Origin of the sequence: Actinoplanes subglobosus (assembly GCF_042650585.1) — a bacterium.
GTDB lineage: Bacteria > Actinomycetota > Actinomycetes > Mycobacteriales > Micromonosporaceae > Actinoplanes > Actinoplanes subglobosus.
In genome coordinates this window covers 476,885-495,301 of sequence record NZ_JBHSBL010000015.1, presented here as the reverse complement: position 1 = coordinate 495,301, position 18,417 = coordinate 476,885, and the positions used below count along the sequence as shown (strand labels likewise).

Sequence of the window (18,417 nt, the reverse complement as noted above, 5' to 3'; positions counted from 1 at the left end):
GGTGCTGGCCGCACGGTTCGCGCGCGGTGAGATCGACGCCGAGGAGTACGAGGGGCGGCTCGCCACGCTGCGCGACAGGGACGATCATGCCGCGCCGCTCGTGACAGTCGCGGTCGATGTTACCGACCGTGAAACGACCGGTAACCGGACGCGACATTGACGTGCGTGGCGATTTACGCTGGCCGGATGATCGACGGCCGGCGCACGACCCGGCGCGGAGACCTGCCGTCGCCCGGGGCACGCCGGTCGCGCGACTCGGCCGGGGCGGTGCTGCGCGCGGTTCTCGATCATGGGCCGATCGCGCGCAGTTCGGTGGCGCGGGCGACCGGGCTGTCGCCGGCGTCGGTGTCCGGCGTGGTCGGGTCGCTGCTGGAGCGCGGCCTGGTGCGTGAGGTGCCGGAGGCGGCCGGCCCGCCGGGGATCGGCCGGCCGCACGTGCCGCTGGATCTGCCGGGCGGTGGGCCCGCGGTGATCGGTGTGCACATCGCGGTTCCGCGGATCACGGTGTCCCTGCTGGACCTGCGCGGCCGGATCGTCGCGCAGTCGACCGAGCCGCACGGGCGGACCGACCCGGCGAGCGTGATCGCCGCGGTGGCGGCCCTGATCGCGGCGCTCCGGCGGCGGCACGCGTCTCGGCGGCGGATCCTGGGGCTGGGTGTGGCGACCGGCGGCTGGGTGGACTCGCCGAACGGGACGATCGTCGAGCATCCGGCTCTGGGCTGGCGGGACGTGCCGATCGCGGCGGAGCTGGCGGCGGTGACCGGGCTGCCGGTGCGGGCCGACACCAACTCGCGGGCGCTGCTGCGTGGTGAGCTGCTGTTCGGTGACGTGGCGGTCCGGGCCCGGGAGAGTGCCGTGCACCTGTTCGTCGGCAACGTGGTGGACGTGGCGTTCGCGACCGGCGGGGCGGTCCATCAGGGACCGCGGTCGGCGTCGGGCGCCGTCGCGCACCTGCCGGTGGAGGGCTGCCGGGAGGCGTGCTCGTGCGGGCGGGTCGGGTGCCTGCAGGCGGCGGTGTCCGAGCGGGTGCTGATCCGGCGGGCGCTGGCCGACCGGCTGATCGACCGGCCGGAGATCCCGGCGCTGGTGGAGGCTGCCGCGGCGGGCAGCGCGGGCGCCGTGGCACTGCTGCGGGAGCGGGCCCGGCTGGTGGGCCGGGCGGCCGCACTGCTGCTGGACCTCTTCGACCCGGAGGTGCTGATCGTCGCCGAGGCGGGCGCCAACCAGCTGCCCGGGAGCCTGGCGATGCTGCGGGCGGAGATCGCGGCCAGGTCGTCGGCGGGCGCCGGCGTGGACCGGGTGGTGTGCCCGTCGAGTTTCCCGGGCGCGGTGCTGGCGGTGGCCGGCGGATCGGTCGCTCTCGACCAGGTCTACGCGTCTCCACTCGATCTCCAGGCGCACCTCAAAGCGTCCTGAACTGCCCGAACTTAATTCACAACGGTGCATGGTTCACCTACTGATCCTAGCTGCATAGTATGAATTAAGTCGCAGGACAGGAGCATCACCATGACCGTCGCCGTCTCCGTCGACGCCGCTTTCTTCCGTCAGATCTTCCGCCGCCGCCCGGCCGGTGTCGCCGTCGGCGCCGCGCTGGCCACCGTGCTCACCCTCGCCGCCGGCTGTTCGGAGGAACCGGCCGCCACCAAACTGGAGCTGACCGCCGCGCTGCCGGACGCCGTACCCAGCGGCACGGTGCTCCGCCTCGGCGACCCGCAGATCCAGGCCATCGTCGGCGCCTCCGGGCTGGACAAGGAGCTCTCCGCCGCGGGCGTGGAGATCGAGTGGGCCAACATCAGCGGCGGCCCACAGAGCATCCAGGCGTTCCGCGCCGACAAGCTGGACTGCAGCGCGGTCGCGGACATCCCGTCGCTGTTCGCCGCATGGACCGGCACCTCCACGAAGATCGTGTTCCAGTCGGTCACCATCGACCCGCTGGCGCACCCGATCTACAAGCTGGGCGTCGCGCCCGGGGTGAGCGTCACGTCCCTGGCCGACCTGCGGGGCAAGAAGATCGCCTACAGCGCCGGTCAGGCACAGGGCGCCCTGGTCCTGCGGGTGCTGCAGAAGGCCGGGCTGTCCCAGTCCGACGTGCAGCTGGTCGAGCTGACCAGCACCGGCGACTCCTACGTGACCGCGCTGGGCAGCAAGGCCGTCGACGTCGCACCGATCGGCGCGCAGAACATCAAGCTGTACGAGGCGAAGTACCCGGGCTCCTCGTCGATCTTCACCGGTATCCGGGACGACGCGTCCACCCTGTACTGCCTCACCTCGGCGGTCGAGGACGCGAACAAGGCCGCGGCGCTGAAGACCTACATCGGCGTGCGCACCAAGGCCCTGCTGTGGGCCAACGACCACCCGGCCGAGTACGCGAAGGCGTATTACCAGGACACCCAGGGCCTGAGCGAGGCGGACGCCAGGGCGGTCGTCGAGATCGGCGGGACCAAGGGCATCCCGGCGAGCTGGGACGCCGCGATCACCCGTCTCCAGGAGACCGCCGACCTGCTCGCCACCGAACAGAAGCACGACAAGCTCGACGTGACGACGCTGATCGACCGCCGGTTCGAGCCGGTGCAGGCGGCCGCCGCCGGCGACGAGGTCGTCACCGGGGAGGCGTCGTGACCGCCACCCTGCACACTCCCCCGGTCACCGTCGCCGACGAGGTCGACGCGCGGGTCGTACGCCGTCGTCTCGGCCCCGGCCGCCGCATCCGGTTCGCGTTCTGGATCGGCCCGGCTCTCGCCCTGGCCCTCTGGTCGGCCGGTTCCGCGACCGGCGTCATCAAACCGGCCATCCTGTCCGCGCCGTGGGACGTGGTGATCGCCTTCGAGGACCAGTGGGTCAACCACGACCTGCTCGGCAACATCCTGTCGTCGCTGCAACGCTCGGCGATCGGCCTGACCCTGGGCGTGGTCACCGGCGCGGTGCTGGCGGTCCTGTCCGGCCTGTCGCGGATCGGCGAGTCGCTGATCGACGGGCCGATCCAGATCAAACGGTCGGTGCCGACGCTCGCGGTGATCCCGCTGTTCATCGCCTGGTTCGGCATCGGCCAGGAGATGAAGATCATCACGATCGCGCTGATCAGCCTGGTGCCGATCTACATCCACACGCACAACGGGCTGCGGTCGATCGACGGGCGGTACGCCGAGCTGGCCGAGACGATCGGGATCAGCCGGGGCGAGTTCGTGCGGCACGTGGTGCTGCCGGGGGCGCTGCCCGGGTTCCTGCTCGGCATGCGGTTCGCGGTCACGTCGTCGCTGCTGGGCCTGGTCGTGGTCGAGCAGTACAACGCGGTCGCCGGCATCGGCCACATGATCACGCTGGCCGAGCAGTACGGGCAGACCGACGTGATCGTGGTCGGCCTGGTCATCTACGGCGTCTTCGGCTACTGCGCCGACAGCGCCGTCCGTCTCACCGCGAGGAGGGTGCTGTCATGGCGGCAGACGCTGGAGGGCTGACCACCGCGCCGGCGGTCCGGGTCCGGGGGCTGCACCGCAGCTTCAACAAAGACGGCGGCGTGCTCAACGGGCTCGACCTGGACATCGCGCCAGGCGAGTTCGTGGCCCTGATCGGGCGCTCCGGCACCGGCAAGAGCACCCTGCTGCGGGCGCTGGCCGGGCTCGACCGGGACGTGTCCGGGCACGGCCGGATCTCGGTGCCGGAGCAGGTGTCGGTGGTGTTCCAGGACTCGCGGCTGCTGCCGTGGAAACGGATCCTCGACAACGTCACGTTCGGCCTGCGCGGGCCGGACGCCGGTGACCGTGGGCGACAGGCGCTGGCCGAGGTGGGGCTCGCGGGACGGGAGCGCGCGTGGCCGTACGAACTCTCCGGGGGTGAGCAACAGCGAGCCGCCCTGGCGCGCTCGCTGGTCCGCGAACCGCAACTGCTGCTCGCCGACGAGCCGTTCGGTGCGCTGGACGCTCTCACCCGGATTCGCATGCACGCCCTGCTGCGCAAACTCTGCGAGGCCCATCGGCCGGCGGTACTGCTGGTCACCCACGACGTCGACGAGGCCATCGTGCTCGCCGACCGGGTGATCCTGCTGGACGCCGGCGTGGTCGACACCGACGTGCGGGTCGAGCTGGCGAACCGGTCCCGCTCCGACGCCGGGTTCGCCGCGCTGCGGAGCCTGCTGCTGGACCGGTTGGGGGTGGCCGCCGATGCCTGAGAAGCGGAAACTGCACCTCAACGCGTTCCTGATGAGCGTCGGCCACCACGAGGCGTCGTGGCGGCTGCCGGAGAGCGACCCGTACGCGGGGTGGAGCGTCCGGCACTACCAGGACCTGGCCCGGGTCGCCGAGCGTGGGAAGCTGGACTCGCTGTTCCTGGCCGACAGCCCGGTCCAGCAGGGCGATCCCGGCCGCCGGCCGACCGGCAAGCTGGAGCCGACCGTGCTGCTGACCGCGCTGGCCGGTGTCACCTCGCGGATCGGCCTGATCGCCACCGCTTCGACGTCGTACAACGAGCCGTACAACCTGGCCCGCCGTTTCTCGTCCCTCGACCACGTGTCGGACGGCCGCGCCGGGTGGAACATCGTGACCACCGCCGGAGCCGACGCGGCCCGCAACTTCGGCCTCGACGACGTGCCCCTGCACCGGGAGCGGTACGACCGGGCCGACGAGTTCCTCGACGTCGCCACGAAACTGTGGGACAGCTGGGCCGACGACGCCGTCGTGGCCGACAAGGACGCGGGTGTGCACGCCGACGCCGGGAAGGTCCGCGCGATCAACCATCGGGGGCGGTTCTTCCGGGTCGACGGGCCGCTCAACGTGCCGCGATCGCCGCAGGGCTGGCCGCTGCTGGTGCAGGCCGGGTCCTCGGAGGACGGCAAGGACTTCGCCGCCCGGTGGGCCGAGGCCGTCTTCACCGCCCAGCAGACCCTGGCCGAGGGGCAGGCGTTCTACCGCGACCTCAAACAGCGGGCCGCGGCGCTCGGCCGCGACCCGGACGGTGTCAAGATCCTGCCCGGGATCGTGCCGGTCATCGGCGACACCCCGGCCGAGGCCCGGGAGCTCGACGCCGAACTGGAACGGCTGATCAGCCCCGGGTACGCCGTCGCGCAGCTCGCCGAGCGATTCCACCTGACGCCGGCCGATCTGCCGCTGGACGAGCCGCTGCCGGACAACCTGCCGACCGAGGACGAGATCGAGGGCGCGAAGAGCCGCTTCACGCTCATCGTCGACCTGGCCCGCCGGGAGAACCTGACGGTCCGCCAGCTGATCGGCCGTCTCGGCGGCGGCCGCGGACACCGCACCTTCGCCGGCACCCCGGCACAGGTCGCCGACACGATCGAGGAGTGGGCCGACAACGGGGCCGCCGACGGCTTCAACATCATGCCGGCGGTGCTGCCGTCCGGGCTGGTCGCCTTCGTCGACAAGGTGGTGCCGATCCTGCAGGAGCGGGGCCGGTTCCGTACCGACTACGCGGGCGCGACGCTGCGTGAGCACTACGGACTTCCCCGGCCCGCGAACTCCCTGGAACCGGTGGCCCGATGAGCATTCCGCCGCGCCCGTCCGGTCGTACCGGCGTCGAGGTCGGTGACGCGTTGATCGGCCGCCTCCACGGATAAGTACCTATCGTGTGAAAATTCAGGAATGTCCCGGATATGGAGATTGTCGGCCGGCGCAACGAGGTATGTCGCGACGTCGCTGGTGCTGGTGACGGTGCTGGCGGCGTTGTCGGCCGCCACACCGCCCCGCATGCTCACCTTCGGCATGCTGGCCCTCGGCCCGGCGCTCGCGGCCGCCTCCGCCAGCCCGGTCGCCGTCCTGGCGGTCGGCGCCTACGCGTTCGCCGCGGCGGCAGCGATCTCCACCTGGCAGGGTCTGCTCGGCGCACTCGACCAGACCCTGCGCCTGCTGGTGATCATCACTATCACGATCATCAGCTGGGCGCTCGCCCGGCACCACCGCGGGCTGCAGGCCGTCGCGGCGGAGGCGGCACGGGAGCGGGAGATGCTCGCCGCCTTCGCCGAGCAGTCGTCCGACGCGGTCATCGGCAGTGCTCTCGACGGCACCATCACCACCTGGAACAGTGCCGCCGAACGCCTCTACGGTTACACCGCGCAGGAGATCGTCGGCAGTAACTTCAGCCGGATCCTGCCGCCGGAACGCCGCGACGTGCTCGACCGGACACTCGCCGACCTGGCCGCCGGCCGGCAGCTGCACCTCGACGAGGTCCGCCGGATCCGCCGGGACGGCAGCGACCTGCTGGTCTCCGTGGCGGTGACGCCGATCCGGGACGCCGGCGGCCGGATCGTCGCCGCCGCGGCCACCGAACGCGACGTCACCGACAAACAGCGACGGATCCGCGCCGAGCGCATGGAGAGTCTCGGCCAGCTCGCCGGCGGTGTCGCGCACGACTTCAACAACCTGCTCGCCATCATCCTGAACTACGCCGACCTGATGGCCGACGAGGTCACCCCGGACGGGGCCGCCGACCTGGCCCGTATCCGCGACGCCGCCGACCGGGCCCGCACCCTCACCGGGCAGCTGCTGCTGTTCGCCAAACGTGAACCGACCCAGGTCGAGACGGTCGACCTCAACGACGTCGTCACCGACGCCCGCGAGCTGCTGAGCCGCAGCATCGGCGGCCGGGTCCGGCTGACCTGCCGCCCGGATCCCGGGCCCCTCCCGGTACGGGCGAACCGCGGCCGCCTCGACCAGATCCTGATGAACCTCGTCATCAACGCCCGCGACGCGATGCCCGACGGCGGCGACGTGGTGATCGCGACCGGCCGGACCTCCACCCACGCCGAGATGACGGTCCGTGACACCGGTACCGGGATGACCGCCGAGGTCAAGGAGCGGCTGTTCGAACCGTTCTTCACCACGAAACCGGCCGACCGGGGCACCGGGCTCGGCCTGTCCACCGTCTACGGGATCGTCACCGACGCCGGCGGCCAGATCGGTGTCGACTCGTCGCCGGGTGCCGGCACCACCTTCGTGATCCGGCTGCCGCTGGCTCCGGCGCTCTCGCCGGTGGTGCTTGGCGCGGGTGGTTCATCATGAACACGTGCGCTTGATCCTCAATATCCTCTGGTTCATCTTCGGCAGCGGTTTCGTCCTCGCCATCGGCTACGGCTTCGCCGCTCTCATCTGCTTCGCCCTGATCGTGACCATCCCGTTCGGGGTCGCGGCGATGCGCCTGGCGGTGTATTCGCTGTGGCCGTTCGGCCGGACCATCGTCGACCGCCGCGACGCCGGTGTCGCCTCCGGCCTCGCCAACATCCTGTGGCTGGTCCTGTTCGGCTGGTGGATCGCCCTGGCCCACATCACCGCGGGTGTCGCCCAGTGCGTGACGATCATCGGCATCCCGTTCGGCATCGCCAACTTCAAGCTGGTCCCGGCCGCCCTGTGGCCGCTGGGCCGCGAGATCGTCGACGTCGACTGATCCGGCCGCGCCGCGCGGTCGGTACGCTGGAGCGGTGACCTCGCGCCAGCATCCGACGAACCGGCGTTCCGGCTTCGTGGTGCTGGTCATGCTGGTGCTGCTGATGTCCGCGTCGGCGCTGTTCTCGGCGGCCGCGGCGCACCATCGTCACGACCACGGCGGCGGTCCGGTCGCGGCGTCGTGCGACGACCGGGCCCATGCCGACGAGGTCGCTCACGAGCACCGGCACGGCAACGACTGGACGCCACGGCTCAGCCAGCGGGCCCGGCCGGTGATCGTCGCCGCGGTGCCGTACCCGCGCTGTGAAATTGTTCTTCCCGTCCCTGAATCGATGGTTCCCGGCGTCGTCCTGAGCCGGCTGGGTGTGTTGCGCGTGTAGGAGCCGGGTCCTCCCCTGCCCTCCTCCCCCGCCGCGCCTCCCCCGATTCAGGAGACGATCCCGTGCACCCACAACCACCCCGCCGTACCACCCATGCCTACGGGACGCCGCGGAACCTGCTCGTCTACGACCGCTGGGGCCGGTTCGGCCGGCCCGTCGTGCTGCTGCACGGGCTGCGCTACGACCGCACCATGTGGTGGCCGCTGGCCGCCGAGCTCGGCGACGGCGTCTCGGCGGTCGCCGTCGACCTGCCCGGCCACGGCCAGTCCGCGGCCCGTGACGACTGCGGGGCCGGCGACCTGGCCCACGACCTGGCGATGCTGGTGAACAGCCTGGACCTGCGGCGCGCCCCGATCCTGATCGCGCACGCCGAGTCGGCGCGGCTGGCCGAGACGTTCGCGGAGCGGTATGTCACCCACCGGGTCATCACGGTCGGCTGCGGTGACCCGGAGAGTCTCGACGACGTTCCTGAGTTGTATCGCCAGTTCGCCGTACCCCGGCAGAATCCGGACCTGTTGGACGGCTATCGCGAGTGGCTCGCCGAACCTCTCCCCCGGTCCACCCATCTCGGCGCCGAGCATTTCCCGCATCTGCGCGACCCGGCCGGGTTCGCCGCGCTGCTGCTCACCATGCGGTGAGGAACGCCCGTAACAGCGCGCTCTCGTCATCGGCCCGCCACACCGGCGACCACGGGACCGGCGGCACGTCCGGCATCGGCAGATGGACGACGTCGGGGCGGGGCGAGAACCGGGCGGCGCGCTCGCCCACCGGGAGGACGCCCCGTCCCTCCGCCACCAGGGCCAAGGCCTCGGGGAATGTGCCGGCCTCCGGACCACGGGGTACCGGGCGGCCGGTGGGTGTCACCGCCGGGAGCCGGTAGATCCGGGACTCCTCGGTGGCGCCGTCACGCAAGCGGAGCACAGGATGGGCCGCCAGCACCTCCCGGCTGACCAGTTCGAGGGCTGCCAAGGGGTGATCGCGGGCGACGGCCAGCACCCACGGCTCGGCGAGCAGCACCGGCCCGACCCGCATGCCGTCGACCGGCGGTGCGGTGACGAGCAGATCGAAGCCACCCGCGTCACTCAGCCGGGTCTCCTGGACGCGGACCGTGCAGCCGGGATATCGGTCGGCGAACGTCGCCACGGCACCCAGCAACAGCCCACCGGCGACTGCCCCGGCGAACCCGGCCCGCAGGGTGCCGCGGATCCCGCGGCTGGCCTCGACCGCGCGGCGGACCGCGGCCTCGATTCCGGCCACGTGCGGGGTGAGGTCGCCGACGAGGCGGGCGCCGACCGGGGTGAGGCCGACGACCCGGCTGGTCCGGACGAACAGGCTGGCGCCGATCCGCCGTTCCAGACGCTGGATGATCCGGGTGACGCGGGCGCTGGGCAGGTGCAGCCGTTCCGCGGTACGCCCGACGTGCAACTGTTCGGCCAGGGTCAGGAGCACCTCGATCTCGTTGCGTTCGAGCACGTCGTTCCCACCGCCGCCGGTCGGCTGCATCAGATCAGACCGGCCTGGCGGGCCACCACCACGGCTTCCCGGCGGCGGCCCACGCCGTACTTGCGGTAGATCGATCGCATGTGGGCCTTCACCGTGTTGACCGAGATTCCCAGGTTCTCGGCGATCTCGGCGGCGGTCAGGACGGTGGGAAGGTACTGAAGGACGTCGATCTCGCGTTCACTCAGCGGTCCGGCCGCCGGCCCGCCGGAGATGACCGGGATCTCCCCGGTGATCTCGGCGAGCACGCCGCCACCGCCACCGCCGGGGCTCCGCAGCTCGGTCAGCCACTGCTGGCGTTCGGCCAGGACCAGCACCCGCTGGGCGTCGAAAGTGCGGAACGGCCGGCGGATGCGTTCCGGCTCGGCGGTCGCGAGTGCCCGGGCGAGGGCCTCACTGGCGACCGAGCTGCGGCCCTGGGTGTCGGCGGCGAGCGCGGTCAGGATCCAGGCGCCGACGGCCGAGACCCGGTCCGAGCCGTCGCGGATCCGGCTCAGCAGGATGTCGGCGACCGCCAGATCACCGCTGGCCTGGTGGGCGCGGGCCAGGCAGAGCTGCTCGGCGGGCAGCAGGTTGGCCCGGCCCCGGTAGCGGGCGATGACGACGGCCGGGTCACCGATCATCAGCCGGATCTCGGCGTCGGCCAGGGCGAGCAGACGACCGAGCAGCGGTACGGCCACCGGCGGCGTGATCTGGGTGCTGAGCCGGGCCAGGGTCGCACCGGCCGCCGCGGCCTCTCCCCGGTCCGTCAGCAGCCGCACCCGGACCAGCCCGGCCAGGACCGCCTGGGCCACCTCCGGTTTCTCGCCGAGCGCGTGCAATCCGCTGCGCAGCTGTTCCTCTGCCTCGGACTCGCGCCCACGCTCCGACTCGATCAGCGCCCGGGCCAGGTAGGCCGGCCCGACCGCCATCCGGTACTGCACGTCGATGCGCCGGGCGACCTCCTCGGCTGCGTCGGCGTGCTCCCAGGCCTCGCGCAGGGAACCCTGGACGAAGGCGAGCTGGGCCAGCAGTGCCATCGAGTTGATCTCGAAGAGCGGCACGCCGGCGGTGCGGGCGGAGCTGGTGGCAGCCCACAGGTAGCGGTCGGCGTGGTCGAGACGGCCGGTCCACAGCAGTCCGGCGCCCTTGCAGTTGAGCATCATCGCCCGGTACTGCGGGAGCACCGGCATCTGCTCGAAACTGAGCCGGGAGAGCTGATCGAGCAGGCTGGTGCCGGCGTCGACGAGCTGGTTCATGTCGCCGCGCCAGCGCAGCACGGTGGTGGCGCGCAGCACCGCGAGGGCGGCGCCGATCTCCATCCGGGTCGTGCCGTCCCGGTCGGCGAGCAGGGCTTCGACGGTGGCCACGTTGCGGGGCATCGCCGCGTGGTCGCCGTGGGCGTAGACGAGGATCGCCTCGCAGACGGCCAGCTCGGCCGAGGTGGCGAACCGCTCGGGCGGGATGCGCTGGAGCACCTCGACGAACTGGGGACGGTCGGCCGAGGTGAACAGGGGCAGGCCGCGGCGGACGACGTACCGGGCGAGGAGGTCCCAATCGCCGGCGTCGGCGGCGTGAGTGATCGCGGACAGGGCGCTGCCGTCGCGTTCGTGCCAGGCGGCCGCGACTCGGTGCAGCCGGGCCGGTTCGCCGGGCCAGCGCCGGGCGACCCGGCGGCGCAGGGCGGCCCGGAACAGCGGGTGGTAGCGGAACCACCGGCCGGTACCGGCACGTTCGACGAACAGGTTGTGCCGGGCCAGCTGCTCCAGGGTCTGCTGGCCGCCGCTCTCGCCGGTGAGCGCGTCGGCGAGCCCGGCGCAGACCCGGTTCGGGATGCTCGTACGCAACAGGAACTGGCGTACCCGGTCGTCCTGGCCGGGCAGCACCTCCCGGATCAGGTACTGGTCGAGGGCCTCCTCGGCGGCGACCGGGTCGGGGGTGTCGAGCAGCAGCCGCAGCCCGGCGGGCCAGCCCTCGGTCCGGCGGACCATCTCGGCCAGCGGTTTCGGGCCCAGAGTGCGGCCCCGGGCGAGGGTCAGCAGGCCCGCCTCGTCGAGCTGGAATCCCAGGTCGCCGGGCCGGATCTCGACGAGGCCACCACTGACCCGGAACCGGTGCAGCGGCAGGTCCGGTTCCCGGCGGGTGACCAGGACGAACCGCAGCCGGTCGGCGTGCCGGCGCAGCACCTCGGCGAGGATGTCGAGGACCCGCGCGTCGGTGACCGCCTGGAGGTCGTCGATGATCACGACGACCGGCCCGGCCAGCGCGGCCACGGCGGTGCGCAGGGCGTCGGCGGGCGGGCCGTCCGGCGGGACCGGCACGGCGCCGGTGGCGCGCAGGGCCGTGAGAAGGTCCGCCCAGAACCGGCACGGGTCGTTGTGCTGTGCGTCCACGGTGAGCCAGGCGACCGGCCCGCCCTTGGACCGCGCCGCCGCCCAGGACGCGGCCAGGGTCGTCTTGCCCCAGCCGGGTCCGGCGCAGATCAGTGTCACCGCCCGCTGCACGCCGGTGTCCAGCAGCCCGATCAGCCGCGGACGTGGCGCCACCCCGGACGACAGCCGCGGTGGGACGGTGTGTTCCATGGGTATCGGCGCCGTCACGCGGCTGTCCGCCTGTTCTGTCATGTGTGCCCCCTAGACCCCAGCCCCGCGGGCATGCCGGACGGTCACCGCTCGCGAATGCGGTGACCGGATGTGATCGACGATCTTCCTTGCCCCCGGCTCACCGAATCACAGCGCGCACACGAGCGGCAACCATCGGTATTCGCACGCAGCGCGCAACAAGGCCGTTTTCCCAGCGTGCAAGTTGCAGGCACGCGGCAGGGTTCATCCGCTGCGGATGAGGGCCGGCCCGCGGACGGATCACTCGGCAGGGATGACGCGGCCGTACCACCAGGGGCGGGATCCTGGATCTGCCGTGACCCGACAGCGCTGGAGGAGGCACACCATGCCCGCTACGACACCACCGGCGCCGACGGAACTGGCAGCGAAATACGGGCAGGCACTCCTGGAGATCAGCCGCCTGCGGCGCGAGCGCAACACCCTGGCCCGGCGGATCGACGCCGAGGGCATGCTGCGGCCGTGGCAGGTCGAGCTGCTCAAGCTCCAGCAGCACCTGGAAGCGCAGAACCTCCGCATGATCGTGCTGTTCGAGGGGCGGGACGCGTCCGGCAAGGGCGGCGCCATCCGGCGGGTCGCCCGCTACATGAACGCGCGGCACTGCCGGGTCGTCGCGCTCGGCCGGCCGACCGCCGAGCAGCGGTCCCAGTGGTACTTCCAGCGGTACGTCGCCGAATTCCCGACCGGCGGCGAACTCGTCCTGTTCGACCGGAGCTGGTACAACCGCGCGATGGTGGAACGGGTCTTCGACTTCTGCACGGCCCGGGAATACAGCGACTTCCTGCTCGGTGTGACCGGCTTCGAGAAGGACCTGACCCGGCAGGGGACGATCCTGGTCAAGCTCTACTTCAGCGTGACCAGGCAGGAACAGGCCCGGCGGTTCGAACGGCGCCGCACCGATCCGCTGCGCCAGTGGAAGCTCAGCGAGATCGATCTGCAGGCACAGGATCGATGGGACGACTTCACGACCTTCAAATACGAGATGCTCCGGCGTACGGACACCCGTCCCGCCCCGTGGGTGATCGTCCGGTCGAACGACAAGCAGCTGGCCCGGCTCAACGCGATGAAGGTCATCCTCGGGGCGGTCGACTACAAGGACCGCTCGGTCGATCTGGACTTCACCCCCGACCCGCGGATCGTCGTGACCGGCGCCGAGGAGGTGGCCCTGATGCAGGCCGAGCGGCGGCGCACCGGCCGGTTCACCGGGTAGACCACGCGGACCACAGGCGGGCGTAACGTCCACCGGCCGCCACCAGCTCGCCGTGCGGCCCGCTCTCCACGATCTCGCCGTCCTCCATCACGATGATCCGGTCGGCGGCCGCCGCCTGGGTCAGCCGGTGGGCCACCACCAGCGCGGTCCGGCCGGTCAGTGCCGCCGAAGCGGCGAACTCCAGATCCCGGGCGCCGGCGCTGCCCGCCTCGGCGGTGGCCTCGTCGAGCACCACCACCGGCGGATCCATCAGCAGCACCCGGGCCAGGGCCAGCTGCTGAGCCTGCGCCGCGGTCAGGGCGTGACCGCCGTCGCCGACCACCGTGTCCAGTCCGCCGGGCAGACTCCGGGCCCAGCCGAGCGCCCCCACCCCCGCCAGCGCCGCGGTCAGATCCTCGTCGGACGCGGACGGGCGGGCCAGGCGCAGGTCCTCGCACAGCGGGCCGGCGAACACGTGCGTCTCCTGGCTGACGATGGCGATCGTGTGGGCCGGCAGGTCGGTGACCGGGACGCCGCCGAGCGTGACCTCGCCCTTGGCGGGGCGCAGAATGCCGGCCGCCAGCGAGGCGGCGGTCGTCTTGCCCGCGCCCGTCGAGCCGACCAGCGCCACCAGCTCGCCCGGCTCGACACGCAGACTCACACCCCGCAGCACGGGCGGGCCGTCGTCGTACCCGAAGGTGACGTCGTCCAGCACCAGGTCGCGGCCGGACGGCTCGGAGCCGGAACCACGGCGCTCGACGGGCATACCGAGGACGCCGACGAGACGGGCCAGGCTGGCACCCGCGTCCTGCGCCTTGTCGAACGTGACCATCAGCAGGATCACCGGGAGGAACAGGCGGTGCAGCAGCAGGGCGGTGGCCGAGACCTCGCCGACGGTCGCCGTACCCGCGCGGACCAGCAGGAAGCCGACGATCAGCACCGCGGCGAGACCGGCCAGCTCGGCACGGTTGATCCGGCCGACGAAACGGGTGTAGAAGGAGAACACGTACATCGAGATGTCCCGGGCGCGAGCCGACGCCTCGGCGATACCGTCGAGCCGCCGGTCCTCGAGGCGGTAGGCGTGGACCGTCCGCAAGCCCTGCATGCTCTCGACGAGCTGCTGGGACCGGTCGGCGACGGCGATCCGCTCGGCGGCGTAGGACGGCGCCGCCCGCGGAAGGTACCAGCGCAGCGCCAGCACGTAGAGCGGCAGCGCGATCGCACCGGCAAGGCCGAGACGCCAGTCGATGCCGATGATCGTGACCAGACTGATGGCGGCCAGCAGCAACGCCGACACCATGCCGGGCAACACGTCGGAGACGGCCCGGTCGATCGCGGTGATGTCGGCACTCACCCGGGACAGCAGGTCGCCGCGGCCGACCCGGTCGAGGATCTGCGCCGGCAGCCGCAGTGCCGTGTCGACGGTGCGTTCGCGCAGGTCGGCGAGGATCCGTGAACCCAGCCGGCGGGTCAGGTGGCCGGCCAGCCCGGTCGCGGGGCCGCCGAGCAGCGCGGCCAGCACGATGGTCACGGCGACCGGGACGATCGCGGCGGTGTCACCACCGGCCCGGACCCGGTCGACGAGCAGGCCCAGAGCATAGGCGGGAACGATCGCGGCGACCGCCGCCAGCAGCCCGGCGAGCAGGGTCAGCGCGGTGTCACCGGGGCGGGTGCGCAGCTCGGCGCCGAGCCAGGCACGGCTCTCCCGCGAACCGGCGACCGGCAGGAACGGCGCGGTCACCGCAGCACCGCCCGGCGGCAGGTGTCATCGCCGTCGACCAGCGAGCCGGCAACCGGCAGGAACGGCGCGGTCACCGCAGCACCGCCCGGCGGCAGGTGTCATCGCCGTCGACCAGCGAGCCGGCGACCGGCAGGAACGGCGCGGTCATCGCAGCACCGCCCGGCGGTAGGTGTCGTCGCCGTCGACCAGCGAGGCGTGCGTGCCCTCGGCGGAGACCGCGCCGTCGGTGAGGACGACGACCCGGTCGGCGGCGGCGAGCAGGGCCGGGCTGGTGGTGATGACGAGCGTGCCGAACCCCGATCCCGGACCGTGCCGCAGAGCCCGGAGACCGTCGGCGATGGCCTGCTCGGTGACGGCGTCGACAGCGGTCGTCGGATCGTGCAGGACCAGCAGCGGCGGCCGGGCGTGCAGCGCCCGGGCCAGGGCGACCCGCTGGCGCTGGCCGCCGGAGAGATTGGTGCCGCGTTCGGTGATCAGGGTGCCGAGACCTTCCGGATGCAGGCGGGCCACCTCGTCGGCGGCAGCCGCGCGCAGCACACCGGACAGATGCTCGCCGGAGGAGTCGTGGACGGCGATGTTGGTGGCGAGAGTGCCGGTGAACAGATCGGTGTGGTGCGGCTCGACATGCAGCAGCCGCCGGGCCCGGGCGCGGTCCACGGCGTCGAGCCGCTCGCCGCCGAGCAGGATGTCGCCGTCGTAGCCGTCCGGCACCGCGAGGAGCCGGACCAGCGCCTCGGCGTCGCCGGGCCGGTGCGCGACCACGCCGAGCAACTCGTCCGGGCGCAGGTGCAGGTCAAGGCCGGTGAGCGGGCCGTGCGTCACCCCGGTCAGGCGCAGGTCGCACCGCTGCTCGGACGGATCCGCGGCACCGTCGGGCAGGATCAGGCCCGCGGTGGTCACCGAGGCGACCCGGTCGGCCGCCGCCCGGGCCGCGGCCGTCCAACTGGGTACGACAGCGAGCGTCCCGAACGGTTCGATGAGGAACTGGGCGGAGCCGATCACGGTGATGAACTGGCCGACGGTGATCCGGCCGGTCAGCGCGAACCAGCCGGCGACGATCGCGATGCCCCCGGCCAGCAGCGTGCTCAGGGTGGTGGAGGCGCTCAGATACGCGTTCTGGGTTCGGGAGGCCCGGACCGTCGCGGTCAGGGACTGACGACTGACCACCCGGTAGCGTTCCGCGGCGGCGTCCTGGGCACCGAGCCCCCGCAGCGGTCGCAGGCCGGTGACCAGGTCGGTGGCCAGCGACGTCGCCCGGCCCGCCTGATCCTGCTGGTCCCGGACGCGCCGAGCGATCACCGGCGCGGTCAGGTTGAGCACCGCCAGCACGATCGGTGTGGCGATCAGCACGGTCAGGCCGAGCGGCGCCGAGATCAGCAGCAGGGTGACCGCGCTGACGACGACCGCGACCAGGGAACTGGTGACCCGCGGGATGTGATCCAGCAGGTAGGACGTGTACTCGGCGTCCGACGTGGAGACCGTCAGCAGATCACCGGCGTGCCGGTCGGTCCGCACCCCGCGCGGGTGCAGGATCCGAGCGGCGATCTCGACACGCAGCCGATGGCTCTCCTCGACGATGGCGCGCTGCAGACGCCGCGCGGCAAAGCGGTAGCTCACCACGTGAACGAGATAGACCAGACCGAGGACAGCGGTCCAGGCCAGGAGGGCGATCACGTCACCGGTGGCGACGGCGCGGTCGACGATCACCCCGATCATGATGGGTACGAACGCCGCGCTCAGTTGATAGATGCCGGAGAGCGCTGTCCCGGTCCACAGCAGCCTTCCGTTGCGTCGGACCGCTCTGAGCAGCACCGCCGTCCCGGGATGATCATGCAACGTCACCACTCCGATGTTAGGTTAGGCACCCCTTACCTCACGAGGCGGAGTTCCCCTCAATCCCCACCGCACGTCCCCACACCACCCGTCCCACACCACCCGCTCCCGCGCCACCCGCTCCCGGCCCGCACCACCTAGGTCCGCCACCTCGTCCTCGCCGCCTGCCTCGGCCCACCCTCTTCGCCACCCGCTCCCGGCCTGCACCACCTAGGTCCGCCCACCTCGTCCTCGCCGCCTGCCTCGGCCCACCCTCTTCGCCACCCGCCTCGGCATAACTGCCTCCTTACCGCCCGACTCACCCCTCCTCTCCCGTCGCCGGCCGCCTTCTCGCACCGCCCCGGGCCGCCCGCCTCTCGCACCGCCTCAGGCCGCCCGCCTTCTCGCACCGCCTCAGGCCGCCCGCCTCTCGCACCACCCCAGGCCGCCCGCCTTCTCGCACCACCCCAGGCCGCCCGCCTTCTCGCACCACCCCAGGCCGCCCGCCTTCTCGCACCACCCCAGGCCGCCGGCCTCTCGCGCCGCCCCGGCCGGGCCGCGCTCCGTTGCCCAAGCCTCACCCGACTACCGCCCGCGGACCCGGCCGCCCTTCCGCCACGCCAGGCCTGCTTCCGCCACCCCAGGCCCGTCGCCCTTCGCTCTTAGCAGGCGCCCGAACCCAACAATGTGGTCGTGAATGGGACCCCTATCGAGGTTGTCGACTACGACCCGGCATGGCCCGGCATGGCAGCGGAGGCGATCGCCGAGCTCTGGACCGTCCTCCATGGCGTGGTGTCGGCGATCGAGCACATCGGCTCGACCGCCGTGCCCGGACTGGCGGCAAAACCGACGATCGACCTGATGGCGGCAGCCGCCGATCTCGCCGAAGTCGAAGGCCGCGAGGGCTCGCTGGCCGACCACGGCTATCGGCGACACTCCAACGCGATGACGGACCGGCTCCTTTACGTCCGTTTTGCCGGTCGGCGACGCACCCACATCCTGCACATGGTCGCCGCGGACACCTGGCCAACCCGCAACCAGCGCATCCTGCGTGATTATCTGCGGGCACACCCAGCCGAGGCCGAACGCTATGCCCGGCTGAAACGGGACGTGGCCGACGCCGGCACGCACCCCGCCGATTACGCACGGGCCAAGACCGCGCTCATCCAGGAGCTGACCGACCGGGCCCGGGCCGCACGTGGTCTGCCCTCCGTGCCCGTGTGGGAGAAGTAGAGGCCCCGAGCTGGGTATGCACCACGTTTATACATGGTGTGTATAGTAGCCGCATGTCAGTCACCTTCGCACTCCTGGGTCTGTTGGAGAACGGGCCACGACACGGTTATGACCTCAAGCGCACCTACGACGACACCTTCGGGCGTGACCGGGCGCTGCACTATGGGCAGGTCTACTCGACGATGGCCAGGTTGCTGAAAAACGGACTCGTCGAGGTCGAGTCGGAGCCGGGCGACGGCCCCGACCGCAAGCGCTACGCGATCACCGATGCCGGGATCACCGACGTGGCGGAGTGGATCGGCCGACCAGAGAAGCCGGAGCCCTATCTCCAGAGCACCCTTTATACCAAGGTCGTGCTGGCCCTGATGACCGGGCGCGACGCCAACGACGTGCTCGACGCCCAGCGTGCCGAGCATCTGCGGCTGATGCGCGAGCTCACCCGCCGTAAGAACGACGGCGACCTCGCAGACGAGCTGATCTGCGACCACGCTCTGTTCCACCTGGAGGCCGATCTGCGCTGGCTGGAGCTGACCGCCGCCCGCCTGGACCGCCTGGCCGCCCGCATCCGTCCGTGACC

At 72.0% G+C, this 18,417-nt stretch carries 17 protein-coding genes; 13 read left to right on the top strand and 4 right to left on the bottom strand.

Annotation, left to right across the window (positions count from 1 at the left end):
- Position 1: 1 nt before the first annotated feature.
- From ACFO0C_RS16910 to ACFO0C_RS16865, 10 genes are all read left to right on the top strand, one after another.
- A complete protein-coding gene (locus tag ACFO0C_RS16910; RefSeq protein ID WP_378067586.1) occupies positions 2-160 on the top strand; it encodes a hypothetical protein in 159 nt (52 codons plus the stop codon).
- A 5-nt stretch (positions 161-165) separates the two neighbouring features.
- A complete protein-coding gene (locus tag ACFO0C_RS16905; protein ID WP_378067585.1) occupies positions 166-1,416 on the top strand; it encodes an ROK family transcriptional regulator in 1,251 nt (416 codons plus the stop codon).
- Between the two features lie 90 nt (positions 1,417-1,506).
- Positions 1,507-2,619 carry an ABC transporter substrate-binding protein gene (locus ACFO0C_RS16900; protein WP_378067584.1) on the top strand — a complete coding sequence of 371 codons (1,113 nt, stop codon included), beginning with the start codon at positions 1,507-1,509 and terminating at the stop codon, positions 2,617-2,619.
- Entirely contained in the window at positions 2,616-3,455 is an 840-nt protein-coding gene (locus tag ACFO0C_RS16895) for an ABC transporter permease (protein WP_378067583.1), read from the top strand. The genes ACFO0C_RS16900 and ACFO0C_RS16895 overlap by 4 nt, the downstream gene beginning before the upstream one ends.
- Positions 3,431-4,165, top strand: a complete 735-nt coding sequence (locus tag ACFO0C_RS16890; protein ID WP_378067582.1) for an ABC transporter ATP-binding protein — start codon at positions 3,431-3,433, stop codon at positions 4,163-4,165. Before ACFO0C_RS16895 ends, ACFO0C_RS16890 begins: the two co-directional genes overlap by 25 nt.
- Complete coding sequence (locus tag ACFO0C_RS16885) at positions 4,158-5,492, top strand: LLM class flavin-dependent oxidoreductase (RefSeq protein WP_378067581.1); 1,335 nt, start codon at positions 4,158-4,160, stop codon at positions 5,490-5,492. Before ACFO0C_RS16890 ends, ACFO0C_RS16885 begins: the two co-directional genes overlap by 8 nt.
- A 99-nt stretch (positions 5,493-5,591) precedes the next feature.
- Positions 5,592-7,007, top strand: a complete 1,416-nt coding sequence (locus ACFO0C_RS16880; protein ID WP_378067580.1) for a two-component system sensor histidine kinase NtrB — start codon at positions 5,592-5,594, stop codon at positions 7,005-7,007.
- A gap of 4 nt (positions 7,008-7,011) precedes the next feature.
- On the top strand, positions 7,012-7,389 hold the full coding sequence (locus ACFO0C_RS16875; RefSeq protein WP_378067579.1) for a YccF domain-containing protein: 378 nt from the start codon (positions 7,012-7,014) through the stop codon (positions 7,387-7,389).
- A gap of 34 nt (positions 7,390-7,423) precedes the next feature.
- Entirely contained in the window at positions 7,424-7,768 is a 345-nt protein-coding gene (locus tag ACFO0C_RS16870) for a hypothetical protein (protein WP_378067578.1), read from the top strand.
- Between the two features lie 62 nt (positions 7,769-7,830).
- Entirely contained in the window at positions 7,831-8,406 is a 576-nt protein-coding gene (locus tag ACFO0C_RS16865) for an alpha/beta fold hydrolase (RefSeq protein WP_378067577.1), read from the top strand.
- Here ACFO0C_RS16865 and ACFO0C_RS16860 read toward each other — a convergent pair.
- On the bottom strand, positions 8,393-9,271 hold the full coding sequence (locus ACFO0C_RS16860) for a LysR family transcriptional regulator (RefSeq protein WP_378067576.1): 879 nt from the start codon (positions 9,269-9,271) through the stop codon (positions 8,393-8,395). The two genes, ACFO0C_RS16865 and ACFO0C_RS16860, sit on opposite strands and share 14 nt — an antisense overlap.
- A complete protein-coding gene (locus ACFO0C_RS16855) occupies positions 9,271-11,871 on the bottom strand; it encodes a LuxR C-terminal-related transcriptional regulator (protein WP_378067575.1) in 2,601 nt (866 codons plus the stop codon). The genes ACFO0C_RS16860 and ACFO0C_RS16855 overlap by 1 nt, the downstream gene beginning before the upstream one ends.
- A gap of 322 nt (positions 11,872-12,193) precedes the next feature.
- Here ACFO0C_RS16855 and ppk2 point away from each other — a divergent pair, with 322 nt between their 5' ends.
- Positions 12,194-13,075, top strand: a complete 882-nt coding sequence (gene ppk2 / locus ACFO0C_RS16850) for a polyphosphate kinase 2 (RefSeq protein WP_378067574.1) — start codon at positions 12,194-12,196, stop codon at positions 13,073-13,075.
- Here the strand turns inward: ppk2 and ACFO0C_RS16845 are convergent.
- Together ACFO0C_RS16845 and ACFO0C_RS16840 are read right to left on the bottom strand one after the other, a co-directional pair.
- Positions 13,065-14,795: an ABC transporter ATP-binding protein gene (locus ACFO0C_RS16845; RefSeq protein ID WP_378067573.1), complete on the bottom strand. Its 1,731-nt coding sequence runs from the start codon at positions 14,793-14,795 to the stop codon at positions 13,065-13,067. The two genes, ppk2 and ACFO0C_RS16845, sit on opposite strands and share 11 nt — an antisense overlap.
- A 144-nt stretch (positions 14,796-14,939) precedes the next feature.
- On the bottom strand, positions 14,940-16,637 hold the full coding sequence (locus ACFO0C_RS16840; protein ID WP_378067572.1) for an ABC transporter ATP-binding protein: 1,698 nt from the start codon (positions 16,635-16,637) through the stop codon (positions 14,940-14,942).
- A gap of 657 nt (positions 16,638-17,294) precedes the next feature.
- Here ACFO0C_RS16840 and ACFO0C_RS16835 point away from each other — a divergent pair.
- Complete coding sequence (locus ACFO0C_RS16835) at positions 17,295-17,840, top strand: GrpB family protein (RefSeq protein ID WP_378067571.1); 546 nt, start codon at positions 17,295-17,297, stop codon at positions 17,838-17,840.
- Positions 17,841-17,893: 53 nt separating this feature from the next.
- Positions 17,894-18,415, top strand: coding sequence for a PadR family transcriptional regulator (locus tag ACFO0C_RS16830; RefSeq protein ID WP_378067570.1), 522 nt, complete (start codon positions 17,894-17,896; stop codon positions 18,413-18,415).
- The last annotated feature ends 2 nt before the right edge of the window (positions 18,416-18,417 follow it).